This window comes from Dickeya chrysanthemi NCPPB 402, assembly GCF_000406105.1.
In the GTDB taxonomy this organism is placed as follows: Bacteria; Pseudomonadota; Gammaproteobacteria; order Enterobacterales; family Enterobacteriaceae; genus Dickeya; species Dickeya chrysanthemi.
This window is the reverse complement of record NZ_CM001974.1, coordinates 4,140,805-4,161,716: the sequence shown is the minus strand read 5'-3', so window position 1 is coordinate 4,161,716 and position 20,912 is coordinate 4,140,805. Positions and strand designations below refer to the sequence as shown.

Sequence of the window (20,912 nt, the reverse complement as noted above, 5' to 3'; positions counted from 1 at the left end):
ATTCAAGTGTTGAGTTCAACTTTCTGGTGGAGAGAGAGGCTGGCCTGTGGGAAAATAGCCGCCATATTTGCCGCTTTGATGAGGACTGAGACATGGCAAACCGCGAACTGCTGGAAGAACAACGTGAAGAGACCCGCCTGATCATCGAAGAACTGCTGGAGGACGGCAGCGATCCCGATGCGCTCTACACCATCGAACACCATTTCTCAGCCGAGAAGTTTGAAGAACTGGAGAAAGTGGCGGTAGATGCGTTCAAGCTGGGTTATGAAGTGACTGACGCCGAAGAGATGGAAATGGAAGACGGCGTGGTGCTGATGTGCTGTGACGCGATTAGCGAAGTGGCGCTGAACGCCGAGCTTATCGACCAACAGGTGGAGCAACTGCTGGATCTGGCCGAACGTCATGGGGTGAACTATGACGGCTGGGGCACCTATTTCGAAGATCCGAACGGTGAGGACGAAGACGAGTTCGGCGAAGACGAAGACTTCTATGATGAGGATGACGACGGCAAGCGTCATTAATTCTGAGTTGATGTATCGCCCGGCTATCGCCGGGCGATGTGTTTTCAGCGCAGCGAGAGCGGCCGCGCATTCACAACGTGTTTTATAACGTCTTTAACATTCTGACTTCACAATCCACATGGCCGGTGTTGCCCATGGCGTGCGCAATAGGCTCGAACCCCAGCTTTTTATACAGGTGGATCGCGCTGGTCAGGTGCGCCGTCGTCTCCAGGTAACAGCGGCGAAATCCTTGCTCCCGGCCAAATGTTAATGCCAGTTCCGCCAACTGCCGGGCAATGCCCTGGCCGCGCGCCAGCGGCAGAAAATACATTTTCTGTAACTCGCAGACATCCGGCTCACCGCCGGATAGCGGTGCCAGGCCGCCGCCTCCCACCACTTCGCCATTGCACTCAACCACCCAGTAAGCGCTGGCAGGGCGACTGTAGAGTTCGAACAACTGGTCCAGATGCGGGTCGGACACGGTATACCCTTTGTCGGCTGTCAGGCCGAATTCAGCGGAAACCAGACGAATAACACGGGCTATCGCCGCGTTGTCGGTGGCCATAATCGGGCGGGTCAGCAGGGCGATTGGCGCTGAAGTTGTCATGTTGCTCACTCTTATCGGCAGAATCCGGTCAGGTCGAACACGTCGGCAACAGGCTGACGTGCTCCGATGTGATATGCATCGGCGATTATACGCACCGACGTGCCGCCTCAAAACCTGTTATTGATAACGGCGTGTTGTGAAAAGCGCAACCCGAGGGGGAAACAGCAGGTTGTCACCCGAGGGCTGCGGTTTGATGAGATTTCTCTTCGTTTAGATCTTGATAAAAATTCTCATATATGAGATTTTTTATCAAAATTGATATTCAGGATGCGCGATGGAACCTTCTCTTTCTGAAACCGATCGCCTTTGCGAAACGGATCGTCGGCTGGCCGAACGGCTGGCGGCGCTGCGTCGTGAACGCGGCTGGTCGCTCGACGAACTGTCGCAGAGCAGCGGCATCAGCCGGGCGACGTTATCCCGGCTGGAACGCATGGAATCAAGCCCGACGGCGGTATTACTGGGCCGTTTGTGCGCGGTATACGGCTACACGATGTCGAGCCTGCTGGCCGAGGTGGAAATTCAACTGCCGCAAAAATTGAGCGCGGCGCAACAGCCGGTGTGGATTGATCCGGAAACCGGGTTTATCCGTCGTGTCGTTTCCCCGCCGTCCGCTGGCTTTCGTGCCGAAATGATCCACGGCGAGCTGCCGGCCGGGGCGCGTATCGAGTATCACGCGCCGCCGCTGGCCGGGCTGGAACACCATCTGTATGTGTTGGAAGGGCAACTGGTGATGACGCTGGAAGGCGTTATTAACACGCTTGGTCCACAAGACAGCCTGCGCTATCGGTTGTATGGCGCGTCCGGCTTCCATAATCCCGGCCCTGACGCCGTGCGTTATCTGATAGCTATCTGCACCCCCTGAACTTTTTTTGCTACGGAGCTGAAGAGTATGAGCAATACATCCCGACAGGAACCGCTGGTTGTCCGCATTGACGACCTGACGGGTGAGGCAACAAAGGCTCTGGTGGCTTTGCATTTGACGGGAATGCACGAAAACTCACCGCCGGATCAAGTGTTCGCGCTGGATCTATCTGGCTTACAGGCACCTGATATTACTTTCTGGAGCGTCTGGCGTGGTGAGCAGATAGCCGGTATCGGTGCGCTTAAAATGCTGCCGGATGGCAGTGGTGAGCTGAAATCCATGCGTACTCACCCGCAGTGCTTACGTCAGGGCGTCGCCGCGCATCTGTTGGTGCATATTGTGGACGAAGCACGCCGACGCGGCTTGCTGCGCCTGAGTCTGGAAACAGGCCGCGGCCCGGCGTTTGAACCGGCGCTGGCGCTGTATCGTAGGCACGGTTTTGTGAATGGTGAGGTATTCGCTGAGTATACGAGCAGTGAATTCAACCAGTTCCTGCATTTGTCGTTGTGATGACGGCTCGGTTTAGCGTTTTGTTACCTTTGCGCACAGGCGACAATATCGGCAACCGGTGGGTAACGGCTGGCGCTTCTTTGGGGTTGTATTGGGGTGATGGATAGCGCCACAATAATAATTGTTTCAATATTACTGCTTAAAAGTAAATTATATGTCGTGATAACTAAAATCAAAGGCATATAATTATTTTTTTAATCATTAGCCAGCGAGCGTTATTGGGATATTTTACGGGAAACATTAACATTGAACTCCCCGCCTATGATTACGGAAGAGTTGTTCTATGGTTAACCGTGTGTTGTCTGGACTGGCTGGTCTGGTTTTTTGTTCGTTTTTTCTCCTGTTGCCACCGCACAAACGTTACAACCGCAAGAAGGAAATTGGGCCGCCCCTGAGTTCCGATTCCATACCGGCGAAACCGTCAATCATCTCCGTATCCATTATTACACGTTGGGTGACAGTAAAAAGCCGGCGGTATTATTGCTGCACGGCACGAACCAGCCGGTGAGCGCATTATTGGCGGCAGGTTTCGGCGGGGAATTATTCGGCCCTGGTCAGCCGCTGGATATCAGCAAATATTTCATCATTATTCCTGAAAGCATGGGTTCGGGAAAATCCGCCAAACCGTCTGACGGCCTGCGCACTCAATTCCCGCAATATAATTACGATGACATGGTGCTGGCACAATATCGCCTGTTGACGGAAGGGCTCGGTATTACGCATTTGCGTCTGGTGATGGGATATTCGATGGGCGGGATGCATACCTGGATGTGGGGTGAAAAATACCCGGACATGATGGATGCGCTGGTGCCGATGGCATCGCAGCCGAATGAATTGTCTGGCCGTAACTGGATGCTGCGCCGGATGCTGATTGAGACCATCAAGCGCGATCCGGCATGGAAAAACGGTGATTACGCGGTTCAACCGCCGTCGTTGCAGACCGCGAACATCATGTTCAGCATCGCCACCACCGGCGGAACGCTGGCCTATCAGAACAAGGCGCCGACCCGCGCTCTGGCGGATAAACTGGTGGACGAACGTCTGGCGGCACCGGTCACGGCTGACGCCAACGACTTTATTTATATCTGGAATTCCTCGGCGGATTATAACGCTTCGCCGGAATTGAACCGAATCAAGGCGCCGTTGTTGGTGATTAACTCGGCCGATGATGAGCGTAATCCGATTGAAACAGGAATACTGGAAAGTGAATTGAAGAAAATACCGCGTGCCGAATTGTTTTTGATTCCGGCAAGTAAGGAAACCAGCGGTCATGCCACCATGATGTCGGCGAAGTTTTACAAAAATAAATTGGGTGAGTTTTTAGCAGCGGTTCCACCCCGTAATCAATAACAGAATTAACCGTATCGGGCCGATGATGACAACACCATAACGTCGGCCCTTTCCTTTCATGATAATTCCTTTTCATTTTTGTTGCGGTTTATACCCTAAATAATTCGAGTTGCAGGAAGGCGGCAAGTGAGTGAATCCCGATGAGCTTACACAGGTAAGTGATTCGGGTGAGGGAACGCAGCCAACACACCTGCAACTTGAAGTATGACGGGGTTACGTGTGAGTTGAAGCTCATGGTTTTTAATTGACCAAACAGCAGGGACAATTATGTTTCGTAAGATCAAGATCCGTACGACGCTCAGTATTATGGTGTTCTCTCTGGCCGTGTTGTCATTGATTGTGGGCGTGCTGGGGCTGGTCGCCGTTCAGTCGGGGAATAAGTCGTTCGCACATGTGGATACGGTGGTACTGCCGGGGCTGGTGGCGTTGAATGAAAGTTCGGAATTGCTATTACGCGCTCGTCTCGATTTACGTCTGTACGAATCCCTGATGGGGAAAGGGGATAAAGAGGCGGCTAACGTGGCGCTCAAGCGTGCCAGAGGAAAAATCGATGATGCCGGTAAGAAATGGCAGGAATACCTTACTTACCCGCAATACGAGCAGGAGAGGGCCATTTCTTCCGACATGGCGGCCAGGCGCGACACCCTGATGAATGAATTTATCAACCCGGCGTTCACCGCGCTGGAGGCGGGTAATCTGGACGAGTACCGTCAGCGTGCCGGGAAGTCCACCACGTTGTACGCCGATTTTGACGGTGCGGCGAAAAAACTGGTGCAATACAAGCGGCAGAGCATTGACGAGGCGTACAGCGATTCGAACGAACGCGTTAGCCGTATGCAGTTCATTTTGTCGGTGGTGATTGTCTGTGCGCTGGTGCTGGCGGCACTGGCCTGGTCGATTCTGACCAACCTGGTGGTGAAACCGCTCAATCAGGCGATTAGCGTGTTTGGCCGGATTGCGCAAGGCGACCTGCGCGCCAACATTGAGATTCGCGGTCATAATGAAATCGCCCAACTGTTCGGCGCGGTACAGCATATGCGCGACGGGCTGGAAAATATGGTGCGGGCGGTGCGCAACGGTACTGACGCGATTAGCGTCGGCGTTGAGGAGATTGCCTCCGGTAATATCGATTTATCCAGTCGTACTGAACAGCAGGCCGCATCATTAGATGAAACTGCCGCCAGTATGGAGCAGATTCTGTCGACGGTAAGCAACAACGAAGACAACACCCGTAAAGCTAACGATCTGGCGCAGAAAGCCTCGCATTCCGCTTCTCGCGGCGGCGATGTGGTTACCGAAGTCGTCGATACCATGCGTTCCATTCAGCAGAGCTCGGCGCGTATCTCCGATATCGTCGGCGTGATCGACGGCATCGCCTTTCAGACCAACCTGCTGGCGCTGAACGCGGCGGTGGAAGCGGCACGAGCGGGCGAGCAGGGCAAAGGCTTTGCGGTGGTGGCGTCCGAAGTGCGTATGCTGGCGCAACGCAGCGCCACGGCGGCTAAAGAGATCGGCACCATGATCGATAACTCGCTGAGCCGTATCGAGAAAGGCGCCGGGCTGGTGGACGTGGCCGGCAAGACGATGGATGAGATTCTGTCGGATGTCCGCAAAGTGGTGGATATCATGGGCGAGATCATGCTGTCTTCCGGCGAACAAAGCCGGGGAATTTCACAGATCAATATCGCCATTAACCAGATGGACGGCGTAACCCAGCAGAACGCCGGCCTGGTAGCGGAGGTGGCGAGCGCCGCCGGCTCATTGCAGGCACAGGTGACGCATTTGCAGCAGTCGATCGCCAGTTTCCGCATTGGGGATGATAGCCCGCCGTCGCAAGCCAATACGCCCGCATCTCATCGCCACCTCGCCATTACAGGGGCCAGGTAACGATTCGTTCGGGGGAGGAACCCGCGACGATCGGCTATCACGTCGCGAGTCTGGCGAGGAGGAAATAGACAAAGATAGACAAAAGAACCCGGCGGTTGTTGCCGGGTGCACGATCGGTGATTGGTCTGACGTATCTCTATGTCTTTCGTCTTCCTCGTGGCCGGTGTGTTGGCTGCGTGCTATCCGTTTCCGGCCGCCGCCTGCCATCCGGCATCTATTGGGTATATACCGATACCGGTTCAAGCTCCAGCGTATGGAGAATCTGGCGATGTAGCCGCAGAATATTGCGCGTATCCCGCGGGGCGATCCAAACGATGTTGCTGGTGGCGACCACGCCCAATACCTCCGGTAATGCGTGATGATCAATCACCCTGGCAACCGCCCGGGCATACCCGGAGACCACCGAGATCAGGATAAACTCATCGTTGTGCTCAACATGTACCACCATATCGGCAATCGGACGGGAAACATCCGGCTCGGGTTGCGCTTGCGGGCCGAGCGCATAAATTTTCTGCCCTTTGGCGTTTCTGACTTTGACGACTCCAAGCAATCTCAAAAGTCGGGAAATGGTGGACTGACTGATATCCCGGTATCCGTGCCGCTGCATTTCCTGCCTGAGATGTTCCTGAGAACGGTAGCTATTGCCAATAATAAGCTGCTGGCAAAGTGCAAGCTGTGCCTGTTCCTTATCCAATGTGGTTTGAGATTTTTTCACCATAACTACAATCCTGTAGACAATTGAGTGCCAAATTTATAGGAAACAGAGAGTTAGCCACGTCAAATTCATGTATCTGCCATAAAAAAGGGTTCTGAACGGCAATAAAGTTGGTTATATCAGGGAAAAACAGGCCGTTTGTCTGTGGTCCGCCTGGGAATTAGCCATGTGTTCCCAGGCTCAGGCCGACCATCAGCAGCAGGGTTAGCGTTACCAGCAAAGGGGAAACCCACCGCAACCAGCGTACATAAGGCACATGAGAAATCGCCAGCCCCCCCATCACCACCGCAGAGGTGGGTGTAACCAGATTGACCACGCCGGAAGCAGATTGATAAGCCGTAACAACCAGCTCGCGCCCGACGTGAGCGAAATCGGCCAGCGGCGCCATGATAGGCATAGTGAGTACCGCCAGGCCGGAGGATGACGGCACTAAAAAAGAGAGCAGTATTTCCAGCGCGAACATGACGTTGATAAACAACATGGATGACAGGCCGCTCATCGCTATTTCCGCCTGATTGAGAATGGTGTGGGTGATCATGCCGTTATCCATAATCACCACAATGCCGCGCGCGATCCCGATAATCAGTGCCACCCCCAGCAGCTCTCTGGCGCCGTCGATAAAGGTTGAGGTGAGTTCGGCTTCGCTCATGCGTGCAATTAATCCGATGATAATCGATGAGGCTAGAAAGACGCCGGAGATTTCTCCCATCCACCAGCCGCGGACGGACACGCCGTAAATCATGATGGCGAAAGCCAGTGCGAAAAGGGTCAGTACGATTTTGCGTGTTGTCGTGAATGGCAGCAGGTCATGGCTCTTGTTCGCTAAAAAATGCGCGCGATCGGCTTCCCACTGGTCGGCGACCAGCGACGCTGACGGATCGTGCTTCACCTTGCGCGCATAGCGCATGACGTAAGCCACACAAATTAACCAGCCGATAATCAGCATGGCGATGCGTAAACCGATGCCGTCCGTAAAGGTAATGCCGGCAGCATTGGCCGCAATCACGGTAGCGAAGGGGTTGATGGTGGAGCCGAGTGTGCCAATCCCGGCCCCCAGCAGGACGGTTGCCGCCGCCACCACCGAATCAAAACCGGCGGCCAGCATGATCGGGACCATCAGGCTGTAAAAAGGGAGTGATTCTTCCGCCATACCATAGATGGTGCCCCCGGCGGCAAACAGCGCCATCAAAATGGGGATCATCCATTCTTCGCGCCCTGCTAATCTGATGGTGACGCGTTCTATCCCGGCATCAATCGCCCCGGTTTTGGTCACAATGCCAAGAAAGCCGCCGACAATCAGAATGAATAACGCGACATCAATGGCGCCGGCCTCGTTGGTCCGGTGGTTATATAATCCGTCAACCGGCGCCAGCAGCACGTCTGTAATACCTTGCGGCCTGGCCGCCACCGGATGCCAGGTCCCGGCCAGCGGCACCGGTTTACCCAGCTTTTCATTCATGGCCATCTGGTATTGTCCGGCGGGAATAATCCAACTGAGAACCGCCATGCAGGCGATAAGCAGGAACAAAATGGTATAGGCCGAAGGGAATTTGAATGTTTTCATCATTGACTTCCTTGCGCGGTGTGTGGCGCGCTGGTGGGGGTGCAAATCATCGCTAACGGTATGCCGGGGAAGCACAAGGCGCTTTATCTCCCCCGGCCGGCGCCGGGGTTAGCCAGCCAGTGTGGCAACCATGATGGCTTTAATGGTGTGCATACGGTTTTCGGCTTCATCGAAAACAATGGAGTAATCCGATTCGAAAACCTCCTCCGTCACTTCCAGCCCTTTAAGGTGGTAGGTTTGTTCGATTTCACGGCCCATCAGTGTGTGCTCGTTATGAAAAGCGGGCAGGCAGTGCATGAATTTAACCTGCGGGTTACCGGTGGCGTCCACCACGGCGCGGTTGATCTGGTACGGTTTCATCAGACTGACCCGTTCGGCCCAGGCCGCTTTGGGCTCGCCCATGGATACCCACACATCGGTATAGAGAAAATCAACGCCCGCCACCCCCTCATCGACATATTCCGTCAGGGTGATCCGGCCGCCGGTCTGACTGGCGATATCCCGGCACTGTTGAACCAGCTTTTCATCCGGCCAGTAGGCTCGCGGGGCGACCAGCCGGATATCCATGCCCATCTTGGCCGCGCCCACCATCAGCGAATTCCCCATGTTGTTACGGGCATCGCCCAGATAGGCGAAAGCCAACTGGCCGAGTTGCTTGCCGGGCGCGTGCTCCAGCATGGTCATCAGGTCAGCCAGAATTTGTGTCGGGTGGAATTCGTCAGTCAGGCCGTTCCACACGGGGACGCCGGCAAAGCGAGCCAGCTCCTCAACGATCGACTGACCAAATCCGCGGTATTCAATACCGTCGTACATTCTTCCCAGTACACGGGCCGTATCTTTCATGGATTCTTTATGGCCGATTTGTGAACCGCTTGGACCGAGATAGGTGACCTGTGCGCCTTGATCAAAGGCGGCGACCTCAAACGCACAGCGGGTGCGGGTTGAGGTTTTTTCAAAGATCAGCGCAATATTTTTACCGGTTAATTTCGCCTGCTCCGTACCGTTGTATTTCGCTTTTTTCAACGCCATGGCGAGGTTAATCAGGTGCTGAATTTCTGCCGGTGTGAAATCCAGCAATTTAAGAAAATGACGGTTATAAAGATCAATAGACATATTTTTATTCCTTTAAAATCAAATATATAAATAAATTTATTGTTCGGCGGGCGCAAAACATCCCGACCGCTGAATAGCGGCTGATTAACAAAGTGGTATTTATGCGAAACGGATCAGCGTACCTTTTTGCCCGGCCAGAATGGCCGTTCCATCCGTTAGCGAACCGATGCCGGCGACGGCATGGCAGTGATTAACAAACTCACAGGCGGCGGCAATTTTGGGACCCATCGAACCCGCATCGAAAGACATACCGGCAAGATCGCCCGGTGTGACCTTATGTAACGGTTGCTGGGTGGCTTTGCCCCAGTCGAGATAGACCGCATCGGCATCGGTCAGAATAAGTAATGCATCGGCGTGTATTTGACACGCCAGCATGGCCGCAGAAAGGTCCTTATCAATCACCGCTTCGATGCCCGATAACTGCCCGTCGCGGCTGCGGGTGACGGGAACACCGCCTCCACCGTTGCAGATAACCAGATGATTGCGGGCAATCAAGGTACTTATTGCATCGCTTTCGACGATCCGCTGTGGCTGTGGTGAGGGGACGACGCGGCGGAAATACTGGCCGTCGGCTTTCATGGTCCAGCCTTTTTCCCGGCGGATGGCATCAGCTTGTTCCTGCTGATAGACCGGGCCGATATATTTCGTCGGCTGATCGAAGGCAGGATCGCGGGGATCGACCTCCACCTGTGTCAACAACGTACTGATCTCACGTTGCGGCAGCGTGTTTCTGAGCGCTTGTTCTAGCAAATAGCCAATCATCCCCTGACTTTCCGCCCCCAAAATATCCAGCGGGTAGGGGGTCACAGCGGAATAAGCGTTATTTTGTAGTGCCAGCAGGCCGACCTGTGGCCCGTTGCCATGCACCAGTACGACATTCCATTGTTCCGTCAGCTCGGCAATGATCCGGGCGGCCTGAGCAATATTATGCTGCTGAATATCGGCTTCCAGCGGTTCGCCGCGTTTCAGCAACGCGTTGCCTCCCAGCGCGACGATCAGGGTGGGTTTGGTCACGGCGGGTTTTGCCATGTCAGACTTTGTTATGATGGGGTTTGTCATAATCATTCTCCTGTCGGCGGATTCAGATGGCGTCACGTTCCAGTGGGCAGCTCATGCAGCGTGCGCCGCCGCGTCCGCGTCCGAGTTCATCACCCGGAATGGGGAGAACCGTAATACCGGCTTTATCGTATTTTTCGTTGGTCCAGACATTGCGTTCGTACCCGATGACGACGCCGGGGCGTATGGTCAGGACGTTGTTAGCGTCGTTCCATTGTTCACGCTCCGCTTCGAACCGGTCGCCGCCTGTAGTGATCAACCGGACATGATCAATATCGAGCGCCTGCTCAATCGCGGTCAGAAAATGGGGTTCTTCCCGGCGCTTTATGCCGCCATGACCGTCGTCGGTGAGCGTCCAGCACTGTGTTTCCTTGCTGACGATTTCCGGGTAAACCGAGAAGGTATCGACATCAATATGCGTCATGACGGTATCAAGATGCATACAGGCGCGGTGCTTAGGCAGTTCCAGCGCAATGACGCGGCTTGCCTGTTGGTGATGAAATAAGGCTCGCGCCAGAAACTCGACGCCCTGTGGTGTGGTTCGCTCTGACATGCCAATCAGAACTGCGCCACGGCCAATGACCAATACGTCTCCACCTTCTAATGTCGCGTGGTCGTAATTACAGTCATCGTCACCAAAATATTTAATAAACTCACCCTTCGCAAAACGCGGATGCCAGCGATATATTGCCCGGAGATTATTGGTTTCCCGCTGACGCGCGCTTTTTGCCATCGGATTGATTGAAACGCCGTTATATATCCAGCACGAGGTATCCCGGGTGAATAAATGATTGGGAAGAGGATTCATAATAAAATCCGTTGCCTTTTTGGTATCGACAACCATATTGCTGAACGTCTCTGGAATTTCACTGTAGGTCAGGCCGCCGGTCATAATTCTTGCTAGTTGACGATGCGGCTGATCGGCAAGCCAGCCTCGAATATCGGCGGCAAAAGAAGGGCCTAAACGATAATCAGAAATCTGGGTATTTAACAGCCAGCTTTTGGCTGCCGGTAGCGCCAGTGTTTCGGTGAGCAAGTCGGTTAATAATAAAACTTCAACATGTTGCTGACGCAGTAAATCAGAGAATATGTCATGTTCTTTACCCGCACGCTCAACAGACAATACATCATCAAACAATAATTCCTGACAGTTGGATGGAGTTAATCTTTTCAGGCTTAAATTAGGTCGATGTAGCATGACGCTACGTAACTGACCTATCTCTGAACCAACATAATTTTTCTGCATTGTGATTCCTTTTGAAATAAAAAGATAATGCTCACCCGTGGCAAATAATAATTATCAGCCAATTTATTGATGTTTCTTCCTATTGGAGTACGCGGTCATATTAGGTGATGCAGATGCGCTTATTGTGACGGAGATCACATGAAGTGGTTCGCAATGAATAAACAAAATATTTTTTGAGCAAGCGCATTATTTTATTTATTTAGTTGTGAATGACTTTGAATAAATAACGGTGATGGGGTTTTTTATTTGTGAATATTGTTTTTTATTTATATCACTCAAGGTTTTGTTTTTTATATTGCATTGATATTTATATACTTTTTTAAAAGTAAAATAATTAACATGATGTGATGATTAATTATTTTCTATTCACTTTGACTATGGGATTGTTATTCAATGATATGTGCTTTCGCTCGTGAATCGTTTTTGTGATGATTCCGATGTTTTTTTAAATTCTCTAGTCAGAACAGTAAATTAAAATAACAACATCCACGTTATGGATAACCGCTTATTCAGTATTGCTGCATAATAATTTTTTTTAACAGCGGGTTCTCTGGGGGGCAGAGAAATAATCATGCATTCATCCGTTGTTTTGATCGCGGAAAGATAAGGAAGACGGCGGAGGATAAGCCGATTTGGGGATAAAAAAACCACCACCTCAGACGAGGCAGTGGTTTATCGTATGGATAAAACCGGCGAGGATTTACAACGCAGCGATGGTGGCCTGCTGCTCCAGCAGCTTGGTTTTGGCGACTGCGTAACCGTCGCGTTTTTCGCGCTCTTTGGCGACAACCGCTTCCGGTGCGCGTGCGACGAAACCTTCGTTGGACAGCTTGCTGTCGATGCGACCGATTTCCACTTCAAGTTTCGCCACTTCTTTTGCCAGCCTGTCCAGCTCGGCCACTTTATCAATCAAGCCGGCCATCGGGATCAGCAACTCGGCGCCATCCACCAGTTTGGTAACGGAAACCGGGCCTTTGTCGCCGGCCGGCAACAGCGTGATGCTCTCCAGACGCGCCAGCGTCTGAATAAAGCCGAGGTTGTCCCGCACGCGGCGAGTGGCATCGGCGGACGCATCGCGCAGCAGCAGCGTCAGCGGTTTGCTGGGGGCGATGTTCATTTCAGCGCGGATGTTACGCACTGCGATGATCGCCTGCTTGATCCATTCCAGATCGTTAAACGCTTGCTCGTCTTCCAGCGTGGCATCAAAGGCCGGGAACGGTTGCAGCATAATCGTGTCGGCGCTCACGCCTTTCAGCACTTTCACCCGCTGCCAGATGGTTTCGGTAATGAACGGAATGATCGGGTGCGCCAGGCGCAACAATGCTTCCAGCACGGTGACCAGCGTGTGGCGCGTGCCGCGCAGTTCGGCTTCACTGCCGCCGTTCATCACCGGCTTGGTCAGTTCCAGATACCAGTCGCAGAACTGGTTCCAGGTGAACTCATACAGCACGTTAGCGGCCAGATCGAAACGGTAGCCATCCAGCGCTTCACGGTAGGCTTTCACCGTGCGGTTGAATTCCGCCAGAATCCAGCGGTCTGCCAGCGACAGCACTTTCTCGCCACTGTTCTCGCCGCCGTTAAAGCCGCAATCCTGCTCTTCGGTGTTCATCAGCACGAAGCGGCTGGCGTTCCACAGCTTGTTGCAGAAGTTGCGGTACCCTTCCAGACGTTTCATGTCCCAATTGATGTCGCGGCCGGTAGAAGCCAGCGCCGCCAGCGTAAAGCGCAGGGCGTCGGTGCCGTGCGGTTCGATGCCGTTCGGGAACTGTTTTTCGGTTCGTTTGCGGATTTTCTCCGCCAGCTGCGGCTGCATCATGTTGCCGGTGCGTTTTTCCAGCAGCGTTTCGAGCGAAATACCGTCCACCATATCCAGCGGGTCAATCACGTTACCCTTGGATTTGGACATCTTCTGGCCTTCCTCGTCGCGGATCAGGCCAGTCATGTACACGGTATGGAACGGCACCTGCGGCTTGCCGTCTTCATCTTTGATGAAGTGCATGGTCAGCATGATCATGCGGGCAATCCAGAAGAAAATGATGTCGAAACCGCTGACCATCACGCTGCTCGGATGGAAGGCTTTCAGCTCTGGCGTTTGTTCCGGCCAGCCCAGTGTGGAGAAGGTCCACAACCCGGAGGAGAACCAGGTGTCCAGGACGTCTTCGTCCTGACGCAGCGCTACATCCGCGGCCAGATTATTCTCGCGACGGACTTCGGCTTCATCACGGCCGACGTAGACTTTGCCGTTATCGTCGTACCACGCCGGGATGCGATGACCCCACCACAGCTGGCGAGAGATACACCAGTCCTGAATGTCGCGCATCCAACTGAAGTACATGTTTTCGTACTGCTTCGGCACGAACTGGATACGGCCGTCTTCCACCGCTTCCACCGCCGGTTTAGCCAGCACGCCGGCACGAACGTACCACTGGTCGGTCAGCATCGGCTCGATCACCACGCCGCCGCGGTCGCCGTACGGTACGGTCAGGTCGTGCGCTTTAATTTCTTCCAACAGGCCCAGCTCATCAAACGCGGCTACCACGGCTTTGCGAGCGGCGAAACGCTCCAGTCCGCGAAATGCGTCGGGGATGTCGCTGCTGTAGGCGGTGCTGGCTTCGCCGTTGGTGCTGAAGACTTCCGCTTCCTGACGGATATCGCCGTCGAAGGTTAGGATGTTGATCATCGGCAGTTGATGACGCTTGCCGACTTCGTAGTCGTTGAAATCGTGCGCTGGGGTGATCTTCACGCAGCCGGTGCCTTTCTCCATATCGGCGTGTTCGTCGCCGACGATCGGAATGCGGCGACCGACCAGCGGCAGGATCAGGAACTTGCCGATCAGATCTTTATAGCGCGGATCTTCCGGGTTGACCGCTACGCCGGTATCACCCAGCACGGTTTCCGGACGGGTGGTCGCCACCACCAGATACTCTTTGCCGTCGGCGGTTTTCGCACCGTCCGCCAGCGGGTAGCGCAGATGCCACATCGACCCTTTGACATCGCGGTTTTCCACTTCCAGGTCGGAAATGGCGGTACGCAGTTTCGGGTCCCAGTTCACCAGGCGTTTGCCGCGGTAGATCAGGTCTTCCTGATACAGGCGAACAAACACTTCCTTCACCGCGTTGGACAACCCGTCGTCCATGGTGAAACGCTCGCGCTCCCAGTCTACCGAGTTGCCCAGTCGGCGCATCTGGCGGGTAATGGTGCCGCCGGATTCCGCCTTCCACTGCCAGATTTTATCGATGAACGCTTCACGGCCGTAATCGTGGCGGGTTTTGCCTTCTTCGGCGGCGATCTTACGTTCCACGACCATCTGGGTGGCGATACCGGCGTGATCGGTCCCGGCCTGCCACAGGGTGTTTTTACCCTGCATGCGCTGGTAGCGGATCATCGTGTCCATAATGGTTTGCTGGAAAGCATGGCCCATGTGCAGGCTGCCGGTCACGTTGGGCGGCGGGATCATGATGCTGAAGCTTTCTTTGCTGGTGTCGCCGTTGGGCTTGAAGTAGCCCTGTTTTTCCCAGTGCTCGTACAGCGGCTGCTCAATGTCGTGCGGGTTGTATGTCTTTTCCATTATGCTCAAAAAGTCAGTGAGTTGGCGGCGTCGCCGTGGTCAATTGGAAGCCGACGCTGCGATAGGCTTTATAGCGGTCGCGCGCCAACTGTTTCAGAGATTCTTCGTAAGGGACGAAGTCTATCACTTCATGGAAAGCGGTGGCAAAATCTGCGAACTGCGGCATCAGGCTGATTAACAGGTCGCGCGGCGCATTGCCGCGTTTTTGCGGCCACGCCAGCTCCACCGGCGCGCCTTGCCTCGGCCCTTCTCCCGCCAGATTGTGCGGCACGAACGCGTGTGGTTCACGTTGCCACAGCGCTTCATCCAGCTTTAACGCCTGTTGCTCGTCTTCGCAGGCGATCAGCACGCGCTGGCCGGCGCGCCAGCGCGCCGCCGCCAAATCACAAGCGAGCGCTTCGCAGGCGTTCAGTTCGCCGCTGACGCGGTCGCTCTCAATGAGATAGAAGGTCGCGTTTTTCATGATGCTCGCATATCGATGAAGGTCACAGACAGAATAACAAATCCCCGCAAGCGCGGGGATCAGGCCGGAAGGGGATGAATACGCCACCGGCTGGCGGCGGCGATTGCCGATGATTACTCGGCGTCATTCAACCCGGCACGGTTTAACAGGAACTGCGACAGCAACGCTACCGGGCGGCCGGTAGCGCCTTTCGCCTTGCCTGAACGCCAGGCGGTGCCGGCGATATCCAGATGCGCCCAACTGTATTTGCGGGTAAAGCGCGACAGGAAGCACGCGGCGGTAATGGCCCCGCCGGGGCGGCCGCCGATGTTCGCCATATCGGCGAAATTGGAGTCCAACTGTTCCTGATATTCATCGCCCAGCGGCAGACGCCAGGCGCGGTCGCCCGCCTGCTCGGCGGCGCCCAGCAGTTCATGCGCCAGCGGATTATGGTTCGACATCAACCCGGTCAGATGGTGACCCAGTGCGATGACGCACGCGCCGGTCAGGGTGGCGACGTCAATCACCACGTCCGGTTCGAAGCGTTCGACGTAAGTCAGGGTATCGCACAGCACCAGACGGCCTTCGGCATCGGTGTTCAGCACTTCCACCGTTTGGCCGGACATGGTAGTCAGAATATCGCCGGGACGATAAGAGCGGCCATCCACCATATTTTCGCAACCGGCCAGTACGCCGATGATGTTGAGCGGTAACGCCAGTTCCGCCGCCACGCGCATAGCGCCGTAAACCGCAGCAGCACCGCACATGTCGTACTTCATTTCGTCCATGCTGTCGGCGGGTTTGATGGAGATGCCGCCGGCATCAAAGGTCAGACCCTTGCCGACCAGCACGATAGGCTTGCTGGCGCTATCCGGATTACCTTTGTATTCGATAACCGACATCAGCGATTCGTTCTGTGAACCCTGTCCTACCGCCAGGTAGGCGTTCATCCCCAGCTCTTTCATCTGCTGTTCACCGATGACGCGGGTGGTGATCTGATTGTAACCGTCGGCCAATTGGCGCGCCTGCGAGGCCAGATAAGCGGCGTTGCAGATGTTCGGCGGCATATTGCCCAGATCTTTGGCCGCTTTGATGCCGGAGGCGATCGCCAGACCATGCTGGATGGCGCGCTCGCCGGACGTCAGTTCGCGGCGAGTCGGCACATTGAACACCATTTTGCGCAACGGGCGACGCAGCTCGACCTTGTTGGTCTTTAATTGATCAAAGGTATACAGCGTTTCTTTGGCGGTTTCGACCGCCTGACGCACTTTCCAATAGGTGTTGCGGCCTTTTACATGCAATTCGGTCAGAAAACAGACGGCTTCCATCGAACCGGTTTCATTGAGGGCGTTGATGGTTTTCTGAATGACCTGTTTGTACTGGCGCTCATCAAGTTCGCGCTCTTTACCGCAGCCAATCAGCAAAATCCGCTCGGAAAGGATATTGGGCACATGGTGCAACAGCAGGGATTGCCCGACTTTGCCCTCCAGCTCGCCTCGGCGAAGAAGTGCGCTGATGTAACCATCGCTGATTTTATCGAGTTGTTCTGCGATAGGGGACAGCCGACGCGGTTCAAACACGCCGACGACAATGCAGGCACTGCGTTGTTTTTCCGGGCTACCGCTTTTTACGCTGAACTCCATGAACTCTCCTGAATCTTTAAAGACAACAGTGGGATCTACGGCTAGAATGTGATGCTCCGTAATATTTTCCCGCCGTTGCGTTAACATAACCTGTGTTAATCTAAACGACGTAGCGAATCTGTGCGAGGATACTCAGCAGGTTCTGATAAACACCCCACAAACAGGGATGTTTTAATAACGCTTTAGCTACGAAGGTTGCCACAAATGAGTGTAAATGGCGAGTTAGCGAAAAAACTATCGGCTTTCCTGCAAAAATACAAGTTTTCACAGGCGTAATTAAGCGTGATCATCATTCGATATCTGGTAAGGGAAACCTTCAAGAGCCAGGTGGCCATTCTGTTTATCCTGTTACTGATTTTTTTCTGTCAGAAACTGGTGCGGATATTGGGCGCGGCCGTGGACGGCGACATCCCGACGAATCTGGTTTTGTCCCTGCTGGGGCTGGGCGTGCCTGAGATGGCGCAACTGATTTTACCATTGAGTCTGTTCCTCGGGCTGCTGATGACTTTCGGTCGGCTCTATGCGGAAAGCGAAATCACCGTCATGCATGCCTGCGGGCTGAGTAAGAGCGTGTTGCTCAAGGCGGCGCTGTTGCTTTCGTTGCTGACCGCTTCGTTGGCGGCCGCGAATGTACTGTGGCTGAGCCCTTGGTCGTCGCGCCACCAGGATGAAGTGCTGGCACAAGCGCGAGCCAACCCGGGCATGGCGTCGCTGGCGGAAGGCCAGTTCCAGCAGACGCAGGACGGCAACTCGGTGCTGTTCGTCGGTAAGGTGAACGGCAGCGACTTTGAACGGGTTTTTCTGGCGCAATTACATCCGCGTGAGAATACCCGGCCGTCGGTGGTCGTGGCTGATCGCGGCACTGTTGCTGCGCGCGGTGACGGTTCTCAGGTGGTGACGCTCAGTAAAGGCACCCGCTATGAAGGCACGGCGATGTTGCGTGATTTTCGTATCACCGATTTTATCAATTATCAGGCTATCGTTGGTTATCAGCCGGTTGCGGTTGACCCGAGCAACGTTGAACAGATGAGTCTGAAGACGTTGTGGGAGTCTTCGGATATTGCCGCCCGCGCCGAGTTCCACTGGCGGTTAACGCTGATTCTGTCGGTACTGGTGATGGCGGTGATGGTGGTGCCGTTGAGCGTGGTCAACCCGCGTCAGGGCCGGGTGCTGAGTATGTTGCCGGCAATGCTGCTGTATCTGGTGTTTTTCCTGCTGCAAAGTTCGCTGCGATCTAACGCCGGCAAAGGCAAGCTCGACCCGATGGTGTGGATGTGGCTGACCAACCTGGCCTATCTTGCGCTTGCCGTCATCCTGAACCTGTGGGATAGCGTACCGGCGCGTAAATTGCGCGCCAGCCTGAAAGTAGCAAAAGGAGCGGCCTGAGATGTTTCGCGTACTGGACCGCTACATCGGTAAAACCATTTTCAACACCATCATGATGACGTTGTTCATGTTGGTGTCGCTCTCCGGCATCATTAAATTTGTCGATCAATTGCGCAAAGTGGGGCAAGGCGGCTACTCGGTAATGGGAGCCGGGCTGTATACGTTGCTCAGCGTACCAAAAGACATCGAGATCTTTTTCCCGATGGCGGCGCTGCTCGGCGCACTGTTGGGGCTGGGAACGCTGGCGACCCGCAGCGAACTGGTGGTGATGCAGGCATCCGGCTTTACCCGGTTGCAAATTGCCGGTTCCGTCATGAAGACCGCTATTCCGCTGGTGCTGCTGACCATGGCTATCGGCGAATGGGTCGCACCGGCGGGCGAACAAATGGCGCGTAACTACCGTTCACAGATGATGTACGGCGGTTCGATGCTGTCGACGCAAAGTGGCTTGTGGGCTAAAGACGGCAACGATTTCGTCTACATCCAGCGGGTGGCGGGAGAAAGTGAACTGCTGGGCGTCAACATTTATCATTTCGACAAACAGAACAAACTGTTGTCCGTTCGCTATGCCGCCTCTGCCGTGTATGAGAATGGCGGCTGGAAACTGTCTCAGGTTGAGGAGTCCGACCTGAGCGACGGCAAACAGATTGGCGGCAGCCAGACCGTCAGCGGTGAATGGAAAACCAACCTGACGCCGGACAAGCTCGGCGTGGTGGCGCTGGAGCCTGACGCGCTTTCTATCCGCGGCCTGTACGATTACATCAATTACCTGCGCCAGAGTGGGCAGGAGGCGAGCCGTTATCAGCTTAATATGTGGAGTAAACTCTTCGCGCCGCTGTCTGTGGCCGTCATGATGCTGATGGCACTGTCGTTTATCTTCGGTCCGCTGCGCAGTGTACCTGCCGGTATGCGAATCGTGATTGGCATTAGCTTCGGTTTTCTGTTTTACGTGCTGGATCAGATTTTTGGCCCGCTCAGTCTGGTGTACCACATTCCGCCGGTGCTGGGGGCGTTGTTGCCGAGCGCGTTGTTCCTGTTCATTAGCGTTATGCTGCTGCTAAAACGGCGCTAATCTCTCTTTTCACGAAACGGGCGAGCGATAACAGCGCGCCCGTTTTTTTATCTGCATTGCACGACCGATGCTGTAAAACTGCTGTCACGGCAGCACATTACTGCGCTAAAACCACCCTAACGGCGATTTTTTCAGCGCTTGCAACGCCAGACGACGGATTAAGGTTGCACCGAGCCCGCACAACGGTATAATCCACCACGTTTTCCGCAAAGTACTACTTCGTGCCGAAGTGGCGAAATCGGTAGACGCAGTTGATTCAAAATCAACCGTAGAAATACGTGCCGGTTCGAGTCCGGCCTTCGGCACCAAAATTCAAAATCAAGCCACCTTCTGGTGGCTTTTTTTGTATCCGTTATCGTCCGCCGTCTTCCATATATATTTGTTAAATAAAGATTTACTTTGATTTATTGTCTGGGTGGGTTGTGCGTTTTTTCCACAGTGGTCTTTTTGCATCCGTTGTAATCCAGCGGTTGTTGGGGGCATAATCGGGGGCATCTCCACTTCGATAAGATATGTGCCCCCAAAATGAAGCTCAATGCCCGTCAGGTCGAGACTGCCAAGCCCAAAGAGAAAACCTACAAGATGGCGGATGGGGGCGGCTTATATCTTGAAATTACCCCACGCGGTTCAAAATACTGGCGCATGAAGTATCGGCGTCCAGATGACAAGAAAGAGGACCGGCTGGCTTTTGGTGTTTGGCCGACAGTCACCCTGGCTGAGGCTCGCGCTAAACGTGATGAAGCTAAAAAGCTGCTGGTGCAAGGTATTGACCCAAAGGCTGAACAAAAAGAGGCACAGGCTGAAACTGCGGGGGCGTATACCTTTGAGACTATCGCCCGGCAGTGGCACGCCAGCAACAAGCGCTGGGGCGATTATCACCGCGCACGGGTGATTCGTTATCTTGAACTGTACATTTTTCCGCATATTGGCACGGCAGATATCCGTAAACTCAAAACCAGCCATCTGTTAGCGCCGATAAAAGCGGTGGATGCCAGCGGCAAGCACGATGTAGCACAACGCCTGCAACAGCGTGTTACGGCGATTATGCGCTATGCCGTGCAGAACGATTATATTGACTCTAATCCGGCTAGTGATATGAGCGGGGCATTAACGACGACAAAAGCACGGCACTATCCCGCCTTGCCGCCGGAACGTATCCATGAGTTCCTGTCACGGCTTGCGGCTTATCGTGGCCGCCAGATGACACGTATCGCAGTCGAACTCACGTTGCTGACGTTTGTACGTTCCAGTGAGCTTCGTTTTGCCCAATGGCGTGAGTTTGATTTTGATAAGGCTTACTGGCGGGTTCCTGCACAGCGGGAAGCGATCAAGGGTGTGCGCTACTCCTATCGTGGCATGAAGATGAAGGAAGAGCACATCGTGCCGCTCAG

The 20,912-nt window shown here is 54.3% G+C and carries 16 protein-coding genes, 1 tRNA gene and 1 pseudogene; 9 read left to right on the top strand and 9 right to left on the bottom strand.

Translation table 11 applies throughout. From position 1 onward, the window contains the following. Nucleotides 1-92 precede the first annotated feature (92 nt). A complete protein-coding gene (rraB, locus tag DCH402_RS18385) occupies nucleotides 93-521 on the top strand; it encodes a ribonuclease E inhibitor RraB (protein WP_040002698.1) in 429 nt (142 codons plus the stop codon). Nucleotides 522-603: 82 nt separating this feature from the next. Here rraB and DCH402_RS18380 read toward each other — a convergent pair whose 3' ends face one another. Next, nucleotides 604-1,107: a GNAT family N-acetyltransferase gene (locus DCH402_RS18380; RefSeq protein ID WP_040002697.1), complete on the bottom strand. Its 504-nt coding sequence runs from the start codon at nucleotides 1,105-1,107 to the stop codon at nucleotides 604-606. A 274-nt stretch (nucleotides 1,108-1,381) separates the two neighbouring features. Here DCH402_RS18380 and DCH402_RS18375 point away from each other — a divergent pair, with 274 nt between their 5' ends. The 4 genes and pseudogenes from DCH402_RS18375 to DCH402_RS18360 all read left to right on the top strand — a co-directional run bounded on the left by DCH402_RS18375 (nucleotide 1,382) and on the right by DCH402_RS18360 (nucleotide 5,716). Further along, nucleotides 1,382-1,969 (top strand): helix-turn-helix domain-containing protein, encoded by a 588-nt coding sequence (locus DCH402_RS18375; protein ID WP_040002695.1) that lies wholly within the window; start codon nucleotides 1,382-1,384, stop codon nucleotides 1,967-1,969. A 27-nt stretch (nucleotides 1,970-1,996) separates the two neighbouring features. Then, complete coding sequence (locus DCH402_RS18370; protein ID WP_040002693.1) at nucleotides 1,997-2,479, top strand: GNAT family N-acetyltransferase; 483 nt, start codon at nucleotides 1,997-1,999, stop codon at nucleotides 2,477-2,479. A 283-nt stretch (nucleotides 2,480-2,762) separates the two neighbouring features. Next, nucleotides 2,763-3,829: pseudogene (locus DCH402_RS18365) on the top strand (alpha/beta fold hydrolase). Nucleotides 3,830-4,096: 267 nt separating this feature from the next. Beyond that, nucleotides 4,097-5,716, top strand: coding sequence for a methyl-accepting chemotaxis protein (locus tag DCH402_RS18360; RefSeq protein ID WP_040002692.1), 1,620 nt, complete (start codon nucleotides 4,097-4,099; stop codon nucleotides 5,714-5,716). Between the two features lie 214 nt (nucleotides 5,717-5,930). On the opposite strand, the gene DCH402_RS18355 is transcribed toward DCH402_RS18360, so the two are convergent. The 8 genes from DCH402_RS18355 to pepA form a co-directional block, all read right to left on the bottom strand. Then, a complete protein-coding gene (locus DCH402_RS18355) occupies nucleotides 5,931-6,434 on the bottom strand; it encodes an arginine repressor (protein WP_040002690.1) in 504 nt (167 codons plus the stop codon). A gap of 157 nt (nucleotides 6,435-6,591) precedes the next feature. Further along, nucleotides 6,592-7,995: a YfcC family protein gene (locus DCH402_RS18350; RefSeq protein WP_040002689.1), complete on the bottom strand. Its 1,404-nt coding sequence runs from the start codon at nucleotides 7,993-7,995 to the stop codon at nucleotides 6,592-6,594. Nucleotides 7,996-8,103: 108 nt separating this feature from the next. Further along, nucleotides 8,104-9,108 (bottom strand): ornithine carbamoyltransferase, encoded by a 1,005-nt coding sequence (argF, locus tag DCH402_RS18345; RefSeq protein WP_040002688.1) that lies wholly within the window; start codon nucleotides 9,106-9,108, stop codon nucleotides 8,104-8,106. 99 nt (nucleotides 9,109-9,207) lie between these two features. After that, nucleotides 9,208-10,167 carry a carbamate kinase gene (gene arcC / locus DCH402_RS18340; protein WP_233276301.1) on the bottom strand — a complete coding sequence of 320 codons (960 nt, stop codon included), beginning with the start codon at nucleotides 10,165-10,167 and terminating at the stop codon, nucleotides 9,208-9,210. Between the two features lie 22 nt (nucleotides 10,168-10,189). Further along, on the bottom strand, nucleotides 10,190-11,410 hold the full coding sequence (gene arcA, locus DCH402_RS18335) for an arginine deiminase (RefSeq protein WP_040002687.1): 1,221 nt from the start codon (nucleotides 11,408-11,410) through the stop codon (nucleotides 10,190-10,192). A gap of 700 nt (nucleotides 11,411-12,110) precedes the next feature. After that, on the bottom strand, nucleotides 12,111-14,978 hold the full coding sequence (locus DCH402_RS18330) for a valine--tRNA ligase (protein ID WP_040002686.1): 2,868 nt from the start codon (nucleotides 14,976-14,978) through the stop codon (nucleotides 12,111-12,113). A 13-nt stretch (nucleotides 14,979-14,991) separates the two neighbouring features. Continuing rightward, nucleotides 14,992-15,441 (bottom strand): DNA polymerase III subunit chi, encoded by a 450-nt coding sequence (locus DCH402_RS18325; RefSeq protein WP_040002684.1) that lies wholly within the window; start codon nucleotides 15,439-15,441, stop codon nucleotides 14,992-14,994. Between the two features lie 113 nt (nucleotides 15,442-15,554). After that, nucleotides 15,555-17,063 carry a leucyl aminopeptidase gene (gene pepA, locus DCH402_RS18320; protein WP_040002682.1) on the bottom strand — a complete coding sequence of 503 codons (1,509 nt, stop codon included), beginning with the start codon at nucleotides 17,061-17,063 and terminating at the stop codon, nucleotides 15,555-15,557. Between the two features lie 282 nt (nucleotides 17,064-17,345). On the opposite strand from pepA, the gene lptF reads away from it, so the two are divergent. From lptF to DCH402_RS18300, 4 genes are all read left to right on the top strand, one after another. Then, the gene (lptF, locus tag DCH402_RS18315; RefSeq protein WP_040002680.1) at nucleotides 17,346-18,449 is read left to right on the top strand and encodes an LPS export ABC transporter permease LptF; all 1,104 of its coding nucleotides are present in this window, start codon (nucleotides 17,346-17,348) and stop codon (nucleotides 18,447-18,449) included. A gap of 1 nt (nucleotide 18,450) precedes the next feature. Beyond that, a complete protein-coding gene (lptG, locus tag DCH402_RS18310) occupies nucleotides 18,451-19,521 on the top strand; it encodes an LPS export ABC transporter permease LptG (protein ID WP_040002678.1) in 1,071 nt (356 codons plus the stop codon). Between the two features lie 223 nt (nucleotides 19,522-19,744). Next, nucleotides 19,745-19,829 (top strand) — tRNA-Leu (locus DCH402_RS18305). A 217-nt stretch (nucleotides 19,830-20,046) separates the two neighbouring features. Next, a partial coding sequence (locus DCH402_RS18300) for a tyrosine-type recombinase/integrase (protein ID WP_040002676.1) occupies nucleotides 20,047-20,912 on the top strand: 866 nt, incomplete at its 3' end.

Coding starts and splice junctions, on each gene's coding strand:
- rraB (WP_040002698.1), top strand. CDS start 93: ATGGCAAACCGCGAACTGCTGGAAGAACAACGTGAAGAGACCCGCCTG.
- DCH402_RS18380 (WP_040002697.1), bottom strand. CDS start 1,107: ATGACAACTTCAGCGCCAATCGCCCTGCTGACCCGCCCGATTATGGCC.
- DCH402_RS18375 (WP_040002695.1), top strand. CDS start 1,382: ATGGAACCTTCTCTTTCTGAAACCGATCGCCTTTGCGAAACGGATCGT.
- DCH402_RS18370 (WP_040002693.1), top strand. CDS start 1,997: ATGAGCAATACATCCCGACAGGAACCGCTGGTTGTCCGCATTGACGAC.
- DCH402_RS18360 (WP_040002692.1), top strand. CDS start 4,097: ATGTTTCGTAAGATCAAGATCCGTACGACGCTCAGTATTATGGTGTTC.
- DCH402_RS18355 (WP_040002690.1), bottom strand. CDS start 6,434: ATGGTGAAAAAATCTCAAACCACATTGGATAAGGAACAGGCACAGCTT.
- DCH402_RS18350 (WP_040002689.1), bottom strand. CDS start 7,995: ATGAAAACATTCAAATTCCCTTCGGCCTATACCATTTTGTTCCTGCTT.
- argF (WP_040002688.1), bottom strand. CDS start 9,108: ATGTCTATTGATCTTTATAACCGTCATTTTCTTAAATTGCTGGATTTC.
- arcC (WP_233276301.1), bottom strand. CDS start 10,167: ATGACAAACCCCATCATAACAAAGTCTGACATGGCAAAACCCGCCGTG.
- arcA (WP_040002687.1), bottom strand. CDS start 11,410: ATGCAGAAAAATTATGTTGGTTCAGAGATAGGTCAGTTACGTAGCGTC.
- DCH402_RS18330 (WP_040002686.1), bottom strand. CDS start 14,978: ATGGAAAAGACATACAACCCGCACGACATTGAGCAGCCGCTGTACGAG.
- DCH402_RS18325 (WP_040002684.1), bottom strand. CDS start 15,441: ATGAAAAACGCGACCTTCTATCTCATTGAGAGCGACCGCGTCAGCGGC.
- pepA (WP_040002682.1), bottom strand. CDS start 17,063: ATGGAGTTCAGCGTAAAAAGCGGTAGCCCGGAAAAACAACGCAGTGCC.
- lptG (WP_040002678.1), top strand. CDS start 18,451: ATGTTTCGCGTACTGGACCGCTACATCGGTAAAACCATTTTCAACACC.